Here is a 13015-nt window from a genome sequence, read left to right on the forward strand (position 1 = left end):
TGTCGGAAATTCCGTGAAGGTGACGTACCCAAATCAAACGGGCGTATGAATTGAGCGTTTGTATTTCAGACCGCTCCTACAGAATCCCGACTATCGCGTTGGCGGGTGTGCCGGGTGGATAGGCGTAGCATCGACGATTGACGTCCCTGCCAAACCATTCGCCTGCGTCCGACGTGTACTGTTCAGCTTCCATATCGTGGAGATCAGTTGATGATTTACGAAGGTAAAGCCATCACGGTTAAGGCTCTTGAAAGTGGCATCGTCGAATTGAAGTTCGACCTCAAGGGTGAGTCCGTCAACAAGTTCAACCGTCTAACCCTGAACGAACTGCGTCAGGCCGTAGACACCATCAAGGCAGATGCTTCGATCAAGGGCGTGATCGTCAGCAGTGGCAAGGACGTATTCATCGTCGGCGCCGACATCACCGAATTTGTCGACAACTTCAAGCTGCCGGATGCCGAGCTGGTTGCAGGCAATCTCGAAGCCAACAAGATTTTCAGCGATTTCGAAGACCTCAACGTCCCGACTGTAGCCGCGATCAACGGCATCGCACTGGGTGGCGGTCTGGAAATGTGCCTGGCTGCGGACTACCGCGTCATGTCCACCACGGCCAAGATCGGCCTGCCGGAAGTCAAGCTGGGCATCTACCCGGGCTTCGGCGGTACTGTGCGCCTGCCGCGCCTGATCGGTGCCGACAATGCCATCGAGTGGATTGCCGCCGGCAAGGAAAACCGTTCTGAAGACGCGCTGAAAGTCGGCGCTGTCGACGCAGTGGTTGCTCCAGAGAAGCTGCAAGAGGCCGCGCTGGAACTGGTCAAGCGCGCCATTTCCGGCGAGTTCGACTACAAGGCCAAGCGCCAGCCGAAGCTGGAAAAGCTGAAGCTGAACGCTATCGAACAAATGATGGCTTTCGAAACCGCCAAAGGTTTCGTGGCCGGTCAAGCTGGCCCGAACTACCCGGCGCCGGTTGAAGCGATCAAGACCATCCAGAAAGCTGCGAACTTCGGTCGCGACAAAGCGCTGGAAATCGAAGCCGCCGGTTTCGTGAAGCTGGCCAAGACCTCTGCCGCGCAGAGCCTGGTCGGTCTGTTCCTGAACGATCAGGAGCTGAAGAAAAAGGCCAAGGCCTACGACGAAATCGCCAAGGACGTGAAGCAGGCGGCCGTACTGGGCGCTGGCATCATGGGTGGCGGTATCGCCTATCAGTCGGCTTCCAAAGGCACGCCGATCCTGATGAAGGACATCAACGAGCACGGTATCGAGCAGGGGCTGGCCGAAGCCGCCAAGCTGCTGGTTGGCCGCGTTGATAAAGGTCGTATGACCGCTGCGAAAATGGCTGAAGTGCTCAACGGCATTCGTCCAACCCTGTCGTACGGTGATTTCGGTCACGTGGACCTGGTGGTGGAAGCGGTCGTCGAGAACCCCAAGGTCAAGCAAGCCGTACTGGCCGAAGTGGAAGGTCAGGTCAAAGAAGACACCATCCTGGCGTCCAACACTTCGACCATTTCCATCACCTTGCTGGCCAAGGCCCTCAAGCGTCCGGAAAACTTCGTCGGCATGCACTTCTTCAACCCGGTGCACATGATGCCGCTGGTGGAAGTGATCCGTGGCGAGAAGTCCAGCGAGCTGGCTGTTGCCACCACCGTTGCCTACGCCAAGAAAATGGGCAAGAACCCGATCGTCGTCAACGACTGCCCGGGCTTCCTGGTCAACCGCGTGCTGTTCCCGTACTTCGGCGGTTTCGCCAAATTGGTCAGCGCCGGTGTGGACTTCGTCCGTATCGACAAGATCATGGAAAAATTCGGCTGGCCAATGGGCCCGGCCTACCTGATGGACGTGGTCGGCATCGACACCGGCCACCACGGTCGTGACGTGATGGCTGAAGGCTTCCCGGACCGCATGAAGGACGACCGTCGTTCGGCCGTCGACGTGCTCTACGAAGCCAAGCGCCTGGGCCAGAAGAACGGCAAGGGCTTCTACGCCTACGAGACCGACAAGCGCGGCAAGCAGAAGAAAGTCGCCGATCCTTCGGTGCTGGAAGTGCTCAAGCCGATCGTTTACGAGCAGCGCGAAGTCACCGACGAAGACATCATCAACTGGATGATGATCCCGCTGTGCCTGGAAACCGTGCGTTGCCTGGAAGACGGCATTGTCGAAACCGCTGCCGAAGCCGACATGGGTCTGGTCTACGGTATTGGTTTCCCTCCATTCCGTGGCGGTGCGCTGCGTTACATCGACTCGATCGGTGTGGCAGAGTTCGTTGCCCTGGCTGACCAGTACGCTGATTTGGGCGCGCTGTACCACCCGACCGCGAAGCTGCGCGAAATGGCCAAGAACGGCCAGAGCTTCTTCGGTTAAGCGCCCCCAACTAGAGTGAGAGTGAACTTATGAGCTTGAATCCTAGAGACGTCGTGATTGTCGACTTCGGTCGTACTCCGATGGGCCGCTCCAAGGGCGGCATGCACCGCAACACCCGCGCCGAAGACATGTCGGCGCACCTGATCAGCAAATTGCTGGAACGCAACGTCAAGGTTGACCCTAGCGAAGTCGAAGACGTGATCTGGGGCTGTGTGAACCAGACCCTGGAGCAAGGCTGGAACATCGCGCGCATGGCGTCGCTGATGACCCAGATCCCGCACACCTCGGCCGGCCAGACCGTCAGCCGCCTGTGTGGCTCGTCCATGAGCGCCCTGCACACTGCCGCGCAAGCGATCATGACCGGCAACGGTGACGTGTTCGTCGTTGGTGGCGTCGAGCATATGGGTCACGTGAGCATGATGCACGGTGTCGATCCGAACCCGCATATGTCGCTGTACGCGGCGAAAGCCTCGGGCATGATGGGCCTGACCGCGGAAATGCTGGGCAAAATGCACGGCATCACCCGCGAGCAACAGGACGCTTTCGGCGTGCGCTCCCACCAACTCGCCCACAAGGCGACCGTGGAAGGCAAGTTCAAAGACGAAATCATCCCGATGCAGGGTTACGACGAGAACGGTTTCCTGAAAACCTTCGACTACGACGAAACCATTCGTCCGGAAACCACCCTGGAAAGCCTGGCGGCTCTCAAGCCAGCGTTCAATCCAAAGGGCGGCACCGTGACAGCCGGTACCTCGTCGCAGATCACCGACGGTGCTTCGTGCATGATCGTGATGTCGGCGCAGCGCGCGCAGGACCTGGGTATCCAGCCTATGGCGGTGATTCGCTCGATGGCAGTGGCAGGTGTGGATCCGGCAATCATGGGCTATGGTCCAGTACCGGCCACACAAAAAGCACTGAAGCGCGCGGGTCTGGGTATCTCCGACATCGACTTCTTCGAGCTCAACGAAGCTTTCGCCGCACAGGCCCTGCCAGTGCTGAAAGATCTGAAAGTGCTCGACAAGATGAACGAGAAGGTTAACCTGCACGGCGGCGCGATCGCCCTGGGCCACCCGTTCGGTTGCTCCGGTGCGCGTATCTCCGGCACTTTGCTCAACGTGATGAAGCAAAATGGCGGCACCTTCGGGGTGGCTACCATGTGCATTGGTCTCGGCCAGGGCATCTCTACCGTCTTCGAACGCGTTTAAGCGTCTCGTTGATGGAAGCCGGGGCCAAGTGCCCCGGTTTTTGTTTTTTCGGATTTATTTTTGTTTTTATTTTGAAAAATTTGAGTGAGGGCCAAAACATGCCGATACAACCAGGGCTCTACCAACATTACAAAGGTCCGCAGTACCGCGTATTCAGTGTTGCGCGGCATTCGGAAACCGAAGAAGAAGTGGTCTTCTATCAAGCCCTGTATGGCGATTACGGCTTTTGGGTGCGTCCCTTGAGCATGTTCCTGGAGTCCGTCGAAGTTGACGGCGAACAGGTGCCACGCTTTGCTTTGGTGCAGGCCGAAGAAAGCCTTTTTACCAAGCCATAAGCTGAGTGCGCGCAAAACCCTGCGCTTGACCTCACCTTGTTGCCACTATATATAGCGGTGCCGCGTCAGGCGCCAATCGCCTTTCACTTCTCGAATTCAGGAATTTTCTGATCCATGGGCAAATCGCTGGTCATTGTGGAATCCCCGGCTAAGGCCAAGACCATCAACAAGTATTTGGGCAACGAATACGTGGTGAAGTCGAGTATCGGCCATATCCGAGACCTGCCCACCAGCGGTTCGGCTAGCGCCAGCAAAGAGCCAGCCGCCAAGCGCGGCAAGGCTGCTGCGGGTGAAGCGCCGGCACTGTCGCCGAAGGAAAAAGCGCGCAAGCAGTTGGTCGCACGCATGGGTGTCGATCCCGATCATGGCTGGAAAGCCAAGTACGAGATCCTCCCGGGCAAGGAAAAAGTCATCGAAGAGCTGCGCCGGCTCGCCAAAGATGCTGACACCATCTATCTCGCAACCGACTTGGACCGCGAGGGGGAAGCCATTGCCTGGCACCTGCGCGAAGCCATCGGTGGTGATGACAGCCGCTACAAGCGCGTGGTGTTCAATGAAATCACCAAGAAGGCGATTCAGGAAGCCTTCTCCCAGCCGGGCGAGCTGGACATCGACCGCGTCAACGCCCAGCAGGCGCGTCGCTTCCTCGACCGCGTCGTGGGCTACATGGTTTCGCCGTTGCTGTGGGCGAAGATCGCTCGCGGTTTGTCCGCCGGGCGCGTGCAGTCGGTTGCCGTGAAGCTGGTGGTTGAGCGCGAACGTGAAATCCGCGCGTTCATCCCGGAAGAGTACTGGGAAGTGCACGCCGACCTCGGTACCGCCAAGGGCGCAACCGTGCGTTTCGACGTGGCTCGTGAAAAAGGCGAGGCCTTCAAGCCGCTCAACGAAGCCCAGGCCATGTCCGCGCTGGAGAAGCTCAAGGCTTCCAGCTACAGCATCGTCAAGCGCGAAGACAAGCCGACCAGCAGCAAGCCGTCGGCACCGTTCATCACCTCCACCCTGCAACAGGCGGCGAGCAACCGCCTGGGCTTCGGGGTGAAGAAAACCATGATGATGGCCCAGCGTCTGTACGAAGCCGGCTACATCACTTACATGCGTACCGACTCGACCAACCTCTCGGTCGATGCCGTGGCGATGGCGCGTACTTATATTGAAGGCGAGTTCGGCAAGAAGTATCTGCCGGAAACGCCGAACGTCTACAGCAGCAAGGAAGGCGCACAAGAGGCTCACGAAGCGATTCGTCCGTCCGACGCCAACACCGAGCCAAGCAAGCTCTCGGGCATGGAGCGTGACGCTGAGCGTCTCTACGAGCTCATCTGGCGCCAGTTCCTCGCTTGCCAGATGCTGCCGGCGCAATACCTGTCGACTACCGTCACTGTGGGCGCTGGCGACTTCGAGCTGCGTGCCAAGGGCCGCATCCTGAAGTTCGACGGTTACACCCGCGTGATGCCGCAAATCGCCAAGCCGGGCGACGACGATGTGCTGCCGGACATGGCCCAGGGCGACGTGATGAAGCTGATCAAGCTTGATCCGACCCAGCATTTCACCAAGCCGCCGGCGCGTTACTCGGAAGCCAGCCTGGTAAAAGAAATGGAAAAACGCGGCATCGGTCGTCCTTCAACCTACGCTGCGATCATTTCGACCATCCAGGACCGCGGCTACGTGGCACTGCACAACCGTCGTTTCTATTCGGAAAAGATGGGCGACATCGTCACCGAGCGTCTGGCCGAAAGCTTCTCCAACCTGATGGACTATGGCTTCACCGCCGGCATGGAAGAGCATCTCGATGACGTGGCCCAGGGCGAGCGCGACTGGAAAAACGTGCTCGATGAGTTCTACGGCGACTTCAAGAAGAAGCTCGAAGTAGCCGAAAGCCCGGAAAACGGCATGCGTGCCAACCAGCCGGTGATGACCGACATCCCGTGCACCACCTGCGGTCGTCCGATGCAGATCCGTACTGCGTCGACCGGCGTGTTCCTCGGTTGCTCGGGCTACAGCCTGCCACCGAAAGAGCGCTGCAAGGCCACCGTCAACCTGGTACCGGGCGATGAAATCGCCGCGGACGACGAGGGTGAATCGGAATCGCTGGTACTGCGTGGCAAGCATCGCTGCCCGATCTGCAGCACGGCGATGGATGCCTACCTGCTCGATGAGAAGCGCAAGCTGCACATCTGCGGTAACAACCCCGATTGCGATGGCTACGAAATCGAAGAGGGTACTTATCGCATCAAGGGCTATGAAGGTCCGAGCCTGGAGTGCGACAAGTGTGGCAGCGAGATGCAACTCAAGACCGGCCGCTTCGGCAAGTTCTTCGGTTGCACCAATGCCACCTGCAAGAACACTCGCAAACTGCTCAAGAGTGGTGACGCGGCACCGCCGAAGATGGATCCGGTGAAGATGCCTGAGCTGAAGTGCGAAAAGGTCAACGACACCTACATTCTGCGCGACGGTGCATCCGGCCTGTTCCTGGCGGCCAGCCAGTTCCCGAAAAACCGTGAGACTCGTGCTCCGCTGGTGATGGAAATCATCCCGCACAAGGATGAGATCGATCCGAAGTATCACTTCCTCTGCGAAGCGCCGAAGAAGGATCCCGATGGCCTCCCGGCTGTGATTCGTTACAGTCGCAAGACCAAGGAGCAGTACGTGCAGACCGAAGTCGACGGTAAACCGACTGGCTGGAAAGCGTTCTACGACGGCGGTAAGTGGAAAGTCGAAGATAAGCGTCCAGCTGCGAAAGCGTAAAGCTTCGCGGTACTGAAGAGGCCGCGTGAGAACCTTCGGGTTTTCATGCGGCCTTTTTGTTTCTGCTGCTTTTTCTGTAGGAGCGAGCTTGCTCGCGAAAAACTCAAAGGCGACGCGTTTTTCCAGGATGTACGCGTCATCGTTGAGGTTCTTCGCGAGCAAGCTCGCTCCTACAGTATCGGCATCGGCAGAGGACTTGCGGTTTGCCTGGCTGATCCACGACACTGTCTGACCTGCTAGAAGCCCTTATTCGTTGTGGAGGCTGCCGTCATGGCCCACGAACTTTATACCCGCACCAATCAGAAGATTTACTTCGCTGGCTTGTCGCTGGAAGCACTGGCCCGTACTGAAGAGGGTCGGGCGATGAATTCGTTGGCGCTGATCCAGGCCGGACGCGAATCCGCGCTGTTTCACCTGTATGGTGCGTTGTTGGGCCTGTGTCATGAAATCGCTGGCTTCTATCGCCTGCCTCAGGCCAATGCGCCCCGTGCAGAGTTGTTGCTGACGCGCGAAGTGCTGGAGACCATCGCCATTCCGGAAATGGCTGAGCTGGTCGAACTGGCCAATAACCCGGAAACCTGGCTGGCCAAGCTATTGGCCGCTCATGCTGCGCTGTTCCAGCCGCCACGCGCGCCGCACAAGCCGAAAGGTGACGTGACCCAGCCGCTGATTCAGGCTGTCAATCTGGATGAAGAGGACGCACCGGAGGATTTGAGCCGGGAGGAACTGGAGAGTTGGCGTCAGAACCTGAAAGGATTGGCGATCCGGTTTCGTGAAGGGTTGAACGAGTGTTGATACAAGCAGTTGGATCATGACATCTGGTCAAGATCCCAAGCGAAGCCCGAGCGATGCCTATATAATCCCCGCCTTTCGTGGAGAACAGTCCTTTATGCCAACGTCCTTTCTAGAAATTGTCGAGTTACCAGACGGCCGTATCGAGCTGCGCAGGGCCGAGGACGAGGGTTCTCTGGTTACTTTGGATTTCTCCGAGGACGCCAAAGCGTTCCTGCAAGGGCAGCACGTGGAAGTCGCCAAGGCGATGTTGAGCGTCGGTGTTCAGATGGCGGGGCGCCTGGTTGAAGGCGAATTCGACAAGGATGAGGGTACACGGGTTCTTCATTGATCCCCGTTCGTCGTTTTCCTGGAATCGCTACACATCGGCTTCTCTGCCCTTGGAGAAGCCTGGCGGGGTGAAGCTCGCACCCTGTCTGTCAGTTAGCCCAAACGAATATTCAGGCTCTGAGCGTCCCCGGTCCGGGCGGCGCTGATCAGTTGTTGCCGCGATTGGGAGCTCAGCGGGTTGATCCAGCTGACTACCGTGTGGCTGCGACCCAGGCGCAGGGCTTCGCAGGTCAGTTGCTGGGCGCTCTGGGTGCCTCTTGGTTGCAGCAGCAGAATGCGTTCGCGGTTGAGGCCGGCATCTCGCAACCAGGCTTGGGTCAGGCTGGCCGGCGGTGCAATCAATGTCAGCCAGCGTGCGTCCTGGTCCTGGCTCAATTCCCTGAGGATCGGTGCCAGAAGGCTCAGGCAGTTCCCGGCTGCACCACGCAGTGACAGCTCGCTGAAAACGTCGGGTTCGGCGCTCCAGGGGGACTCGACTACGTCTTTCAGAATCGGCGCCAATGGCTGAGCCATGAACGCTTCGAACAACGGCAGTTGGGTTTGCTGTGGTGATGTCTGTGGGAACTGCATGGTGCCTCCTTTAGCGGCGAATAACGCCGACACTCAAGCCTTCGATCACCAGTTCCTGGTCTTGAAGGTTCACTTCAATAGGGTCGAACTCGGGGTTCTCGGCGATCAGCCATACTTTGCTGCCATCACGCTTGAAACGCTTGACGGTCACTTCGTCGCCGATTCGCGCCACCACGATCTGGCCGTTACGGGCTTCGCGGGTGGTGTGGACCGCCAGCAGGTCGCCGTCGAAAATGCCGATATCCTTCATGCTCATCCCGTGGACGCGCAGCAGGTAGTCGGCGCGCGGATGGAAGAAGGCAGGATTGATGTTGCAGGACTCTTCGATGTGTTGCTGCGCAAGAATCGGGGCGCCGGCTGCGACCCGGCCAATGATCGGCAGGGTGGAATCGTCGGCCTTGGCTTCGAAGCCCGGGATGCGAATGCCACGGGAGGCGCCAGGCGTCATCTCGATTGCACCCTTGCGTGCCAGAGCCTTGAGGTGTTCTTCCGCCGCGTTGGGCGACTTGAAACCCAGTTCCTGAGCGATTTCCGCACGGGTCGGCGGGTAGCCGTTGTCTTCCAGGCAGCGCTTGATGAAGGCCAGAATCTCGGCTTGGCGTGGCGTCAGCTTTAGCATATTGATCGCTCTGTTTTTTTATACAGTGACTGGGATTATATACAGTGAGGCGGTCTTGGCAATGCTCCATTTTTCAGTGGCCGCCGGACGGTCAATCAGTCAGTGGATTGAAGCTTTGCTGTTGTGTGGTTAAATGTCTGACCGACCATTCCCAAAACGAACTGCCAGACTTGACAAGGCACAGGCTGAAACGTATGTTTCAAACAAGTGTTTGTCAGGCGGAGTAGCCATGGCCCAGTCGGAAACCGTTGAACGCATTCTTGATGCAGCCGAGCAATTGTTCGCGGAAAAAGGTTTCGCCGAAACCTCGTTGCGCCTGATCACCAGCAAGGCTGGTGTCAATCTGGCGGCGGTGAACTATCACTTCGGTTCGAAGAAGGCGTTGATCCAGGCGGTTTTCTCGCGGTTCCTCGGACCGTTCTGCCTCAGTCTCGATAAAGAGCTGGAGCGGCGTCAGGCCAAGCCTGAAATCAAGCCGACACTCGAAGAGCTGCTGGAAATCCTTGTCGAGCAGGCCCTGGTGGTGCAGCCGCGCAGTGGCAACGACCTGTCTATCTTCATGCGTTTGCTGGGATTGGCGTTCAGTCAGAGCCAGGGGCACTTGCGTCGTTATCTGGAAGACATGTACGGCAAGGTGTTCCGCCGCTACATGATGCTGGTCAACGAAGCGGCGCCACGCATTCCACCCATCGAACTGTTCTGGCGCGTGCACTTCATGCTCGGTGCCGCGGCGTTCAGCATGTCCGGTATCAAGGCCTTGCGCGCTATTGCTGAAACCGACTTCGGCGTGAACACCTCGATCGAGCAGGTCATGCGTCTGATGGTGCCATTCCTGGCTGCCGGCATGCGCGCCGAATCCGGTGTGACTGACCCGGCCATGGCCACGGCTCAGTTGCGTCCGCGCAGCAAATCGACACCGGTTGCCGCCAAGGTTTAACCGCACACGGGTGGGCGCGGCAGCTGACATCCGCTAAGCTAGCCGCCCATGCCGACTCTCGTTCTGAACCCGTTCCCCATCGAACTCGCCAATCTGCCGGGCCATGCCCTTGGCGGCGAATTCGTGTGGACCGGGTTTTCTGTTATCAAGGAATTCTTATGACTGCTGGCTTGCAAGGCTCGTTGATGGTGGACGTCGCCGGTACCTGGCTGACGGCTGAAGATCGCCAATTGTTGCGCCAGCCCGAAGTGGGCGGCCTGATCATCTTTGCTCGCAATATCGAGCATCCACGGCAGGTGCGCGAGCTGTGTGCAGCCATTCGCGCGATCCGCCCCGATTTGTTGCTGGCTGTGGACCAGGAGGGCGGCCGCGTACAGCGCCTGCGCCAGGGTTTCGTGCGTTTGCCCGCCATGCGCGCCATTGCCGACAACCCGAACGCCGAATACCTGGCCGAGCAGTGTGGCTGGATCATGGCGACCGAAGTGCTGGCCGTTGGCCTCGACCTTAGTTTCGCCCCGGTGCTCGACCTCGATTACCAGCGCAGCGCCGTGGTGGGTACCCGTTCGTTCGAGGGTGATCCAGAGCGTGCCGCCCTGTTGGCCGGTGCGTTCATCCGCGGGATGAACAACGCGGGCATGGCGGCCACCGGAAAGCATTTCCCTGGCCACGGCTGGGCTGAAGCGGATTCCCATGTCGCGATCCCGAACGATGAGCGCGGTCTCGATGAGATCCGCGCCAACGACCTGGTGCCGTTCGCCAAACTGAGCAAGCAGCTGGCTGCGGTCATGCCGGCCCACGTTATTTATCCACAAGTCGATTCCCAACCTGCTGGTTTCTCCCGTCGGTGGTTGCAGGACATCCTGCGCGGCGAGTTGCAGTTCGATGGCGTGATTTTCAGTGACGACCTGTCCATGGCGGGCGCTCACGTGGTCGGCGATGCTGCCAGCCGAATCGAGGCGGCGTTGACTGCCGGTTGCGACATGGGCCTGGTGTGCAACGACCGTGCGGCCGCCGAGCTTGCCCTGAGCGCTGCCCAGCGTCTGAAGGTCAAGCCTTCCGAACGCATTGCGCAGATGCGCGGCCAGTCGTTTGCCAGCACCGATTACCGTCAGCACCCGCGCTGGCTGGCCGCTGTCGGCGCGCTCAAAGAAGCTCAATTGATTGATTAAGGACTGTTCGTTATGACGGTTTACGCGATTATCGGTGGCACTGGCCTGACTCAGCTCGAAGGCCTGAGCATTCGCCAGTCACTGGCAGTGGACACGCCTTATGGTGCCCCTTCGGCTGAAGTGCAGATCGGCGAATATGCTGGCAAGGAAGTGCTGTTCCTCGCACGCCACGGCCATCCGCACCGTTTTCCGCCGCATCAGGTCAACTACCGAGCCAACCTCTGGGCGCTCAAGCAAGCCGGGGCGCAGGCGATTCTGGCGGTCAACGCCGTGGGTGGCATTCATAGCGCCATGGGCACCGGACATTTCTGCGTGCCACATCAGTTGATCGACTACACCAGCGGTCGTGAGCACACCTACTTTGCCGATGACCTGGAACACGTCACCCATATCGACTTCAGCTATCCCTATAGCGAACCGTTGCGTCAGCAACTGATCGCGGCATTGGCGGCGGAAGGTGTGGGTTACAGCACTCATGGGGTGTACGCGTGTACACAGGGGCCGCGGCTGGAGACGGTGGCTGAAATCGCCCGGCTGGAACGCGATGGATGCGACATCGTCGGCATGACCGGTATGCCGGAAGCTGCCTTGGCCCGCGAGCTGGAACTGGATTACGCCTGTCTGGCGCTGGTGGTGAATCCGGCGGCGGGCAAGTCGACGGCGGTGATTACCATGGCCGAGATCGAGCAGGCGCTGCATGACGGCATGGGTAAGGTGAAGTCGACGCTGGCGCGGGTGCTCAAGGGCTGACCCCACCTGATACCGGGTTGACCTCATCGCGAGCAAGCTCGCTCCTACAGGTTCAGTGGCGTTCGTAGAATTTGTGTTCGACGCGGTCACTGTGGGAGATTCTATGTTTGGGGGGAACCCCCAAGCATAGAATTAGGCTTGTATTCACTTTGGTTTTTCATCAACGCGAACATCACTCTGGCCAGCTTGCGTGCCAGGATAACCAAGGCTTGAGTACCTTTTAGGCCTCTGGCCAGATAACTCTCGTAGTACGGTTTCCAGATCGGCGAACGGCTGGCGGCCATGGCGCTGTTGTGAAACAGGCGCCGGAACTCCGAGTCTCCTCGCTTGGAGAGTCGACGCCTTTGATCCTTTTGTCCTGACTGCCTCACCCGCGGATCCATGCCGAGGAAGGCCACGTATTCGTCGCTGTTAGCAAATTTTCCACGCAAAAACGCTGTGGCCGCTGCTGTGGCTGTCAGGAGCCCGACACCCTCGACGGCCTGGCAGCGCTTCACCTGATCCTGCATCCCGGCGTCCTCAGCAATCTCCTTGAGTGTTTTCTGAATCGTTTTTTCGAACTGGGCAATGGCGGCCAGAAGCTGCTTGAACTGTTCTTTGAGCAGGGGTTCGTTTTTCCAGCTTTGCTTGAGTGCGACACAGCCCCGGACCAACTGAGCCCGGCGACGAAGCAGGCTTTTGAGTTGGGTGTAAGCCTTCGGCGGAGGACTCCAGATCCTCAGTCTGTCGGACTCCCTGCTCAAGTAACGCGCCAGCAGTTCGGCATCCAAGGCATCTGTTTTCGCCCTCATGCCTATTCCGTCGCGGTATTTGTTGAGGCGACAGCCATCGATGACATAAACGTCATGGCCCATTTCATGGGCTATTTCCGTTGTATCAAGGTGATAGATATTGGTCGCTTCAAGCGCGATAGCGCTGTTCGCAGGTAGCGTCTTGAGCCATTGCTTCAGGGCTGATCGCTTGTTCGCGACATTTCGGGTTCGTTCCAGGTCGGATCGATAGATAACAATCTCGTCCTTCGCCACATCCACACCAACGACCACCTGAGAATCAAGGATTGTCATGGCCCACCCTCCGAGCTAGGGTTTAAAGACTTGTTGGGGTTCACCGTTGCGCTGGCTTGTTTCTATCGTCGGTCCGAGCCGATGCATTCCTTATCGGCGCATTAGGTGAAGGGGTGGGACGAAGTCTCCCACGGTCTGTACTGG

The 13015-nt window shown here is 58.7% G+C and carries 12 protein-coding genes; 9 read left to right on the forward strand and 3 right to left on the reverse strand.

The annotated features are described in order from the left end of the window. Positions 1–210 precede the first annotated feature (210 nt). From fadB to B0D71_RS12410, 6 genes are all read left to right on the forward strand, one after another. Complete coding sequence (gene fadB / locus B0D71_RS12380) at positions 211–2358, forward strand: fatty acid oxidation complex subunit alpha FadB (RefSeq protein WP_103395013.1); 2148 nt, start codon at positions 211–213, stop codon at positions 2356–2358. A gap of 29 nt (positions 2359–2387) precedes the next feature. Next, positions 2388–3563: an acetyl-CoA C-acyltransferase FadA gene (gene fadA / locus B0D71_RS12385; protein ID WP_007974051.1), complete on the forward strand. Its 1176-nt coding sequence runs from the start codon at positions 2388–2390 to the stop codon at positions 3561–3563. A gap of 98 nt (positions 3564–3661) precedes the next feature. Further along, positions 3662–3898, forward strand: coding sequence for a DUF1653 domain-containing protein (locus B0D71_RS12390; protein ID WP_007986363.1), 237 nt, complete (start codon positions 3662–3664; stop codon positions 3896–3898). 114 nt (positions 3899–4012) lie between these two features. Continuing rightward, positions 4013–6640 (forward strand): type I DNA topoisomerase, encoded by a 2628-nt coding sequence (gene topA, locus B0D71_RS12395; RefSeq protein WP_103395014.1) that lies wholly within the window; start codon positions 4013–4015, stop codon positions 6638–6640. Between the two features lie 270 nt (positions 6641–6910). Then, positions 6911–7435 (forward strand): DUF6586 family protein, encoded by a 525-nt coding sequence (locus tag B0D71_RS12405; RefSeq protein ID WP_103395016.1) that lies wholly within the window; start codon positions 6911–6913, stop codon positions 7433–7435. A 94-nt stretch (positions 7436–7529) separates the two neighbouring features. Next, the gene (locus B0D71_RS12410; protein ID WP_053161660.1) at positions 7530–7763 is read left to right on the forward strand and encodes a hypothetical protein; all 234 of its coding nucleotides are present in this window, start codon (positions 7530–7532) and stop codon (positions 7761–7763) included. 92 nt (positions 7764–7855) lie between these two features. Here the strand turns inward: B0D71_RS12410 and sulA are convergent, their stop codons facing one another. Beyond that, positions 7856–8332, reverse strand: a complete 477-nt coding sequence (sulA, locus tag B0D71_RS12415) for an SOS-induced cell division inhibitor SulA (protein WP_056721998.1) — start codon at positions 8330–8332, stop codon at positions 7856–7858. A gap of 10 nt (positions 8333–8342) precedes the next feature. Next, positions 8343–8951 (reverse strand): transcriptional repressor LexA, encoded by a 609-nt coding sequence (gene lexA / locus B0D71_RS12420; protein WP_103395017.1) that lies wholly within the window; start codon positions 8949–8951, stop codon positions 8343–8345. 229 nt (positions 8952–9180) lie between these two features. Here lexA and B0D71_RS12425 point away from each other — a divergent pair, with 229 nt between their 5' ends. The 3 genes from B0D71_RS12425 (at position 9181) to B0D71_RS12435 (ending at position 11807) form a co-directional block, all read left to right on the forward strand. Next, entirely contained in the window at positions 9181–9888 is a 708-nt protein-coding gene (locus B0D71_RS12425; protein WP_103395018.1) for a TetR/AcrR family transcriptional regulator, read from the forward strand. A 158-nt stretch (positions 9889–10046) separates the two neighbouring features. After that, a complete protein-coding gene (gene nagZ, locus B0D71_RS12430) occupies positions 10047–11057 on the forward strand; it encodes a beta-N-acetylhexosaminidase (protein WP_103395019.1) in 1011 nt (336 codons plus the stop codon). Between the two features lie 12 nt (positions 11058–11069). Then, positions 11070–11807, forward strand: a complete 738-nt coding sequence (locus B0D71_RS12435; protein ID WP_103395020.1) for an S-methyl-5'-thioinosine phosphorylase — start codon at positions 11070–11072, stop codon at positions 11805–11807. 101 nt (positions 11808–11908) lie between these two features. Here B0D71_RS12435 and B0D71_RS12440 read toward each other — a convergent pair whose 3' ends face one another. Continuing rightward, on the reverse strand, positions 11909–12871 hold the full coding sequence (locus B0D71_RS12440) for an IS110 family transposase (RefSeq protein WP_103393606.1): 963 nt from the start codon (positions 12869–12871) through the stop codon (positions 11909–11911). Between the last annotated feature and the right edge of the window lie 144 nt (positions 12872–13015).

The organism is Pseudomonas laurylsulfativorans (assembly GCF_002906155.1).
In the GTDB taxonomy this organism is placed as follows: domain Bacteria; phylum Pseudomonadota; class Gammaproteobacteria; order Pseudomonadales; family Pseudomonadaceae; genus Aquipseudomonas; species Aquipseudomonas laurylsulfativorans.

What these genes read in the sequence shown, in the direction of transcription:
- fadB (WP_103395013.1), top strand. Translation starts at nt 211, where the DNA reads ATGATTTACGAAGGTAAAGCCATCACGGTTAAGGCTCTTGAAAGTGGC.
- fadA (WP_007974051.1), top strand. Translation starts at nt 2,388, where the DNA reads ATGAGCTTGAATCCTAGAGACGTCGTGATTGTCGACTTCGGTCGTACT.
- B0D71_RS12390 (WP_007986363.1), top strand. Translation starts at nt 3,662, where the DNA reads ATGCCGATACAACCAGGGCTCTACCAACATTACAAAGGTCCGCAGTAC.
- topA (WP_103395014.1), top strand. Translation starts at nt 4,013, where the DNA reads ATGGGCAAATCGCTGGTCATTGTGGAATCCCCGGCTAAGGCCAAGACC.
- B0D71_RS12405 (WP_103395016.1), top strand. Translation starts at nt 6,911, where the DNA reads ATGGCCCACGAACTTTATACCCGCACCAATCAGAAGATTTACTTCGCT.
- B0D71_RS12410 (WP_053161660.1), top strand. Translation starts at nt 7,530, where the DNA reads ATGCCAACGTCCTTTCTAGAAATTGTCGAGTTACCAGACGGCCGTATC.
- sulA (WP_056721998.1), bottom strand. Translation starts at nt 8,332, where the DNA reads ATGCAGTTCCCACAGACATCACCACAGCAAACCCAACTGCCGTTGTTC.
- lexA (WP_103395017.1), bottom strand. Translation starts at nt 8,951, where the DNA reads ATGCTAAAGCTGACGCCACGCCAAGCCGAGATTCTGGCCTTCATCAAG.
- B0D71_RS12425 (WP_103395018.1), top strand. Translation starts at nt 9,181, where the DNA reads ATGGCCCAGTCGGAAACCGTTGAACGCATTCTTGATGCAGCCGAGCAA.
- nagZ (WP_103395019.1), top strand. Translation starts at nt 10,047, where the DNA reads ATGACTGCTGGCTTGCAAGGCTCGTTGATGGTGGACGTCGCCGGTACC.
- B0D71_RS12435 (WP_103395020.1), top strand. Translation starts at nt 11,070, where the DNA reads ATGACGGTTTACGCGATTATCGGTGGCACTGGCCTGACTCAGCTCGAA.
- B0D71_RS12440 (WP_103393606.1), bottom strand. Translation starts at nt 12,871, where the DNA reads ATGACAATCCTTGATTCTCAGGTGGTCGTTGGTGTGGATGTGGCGAAG.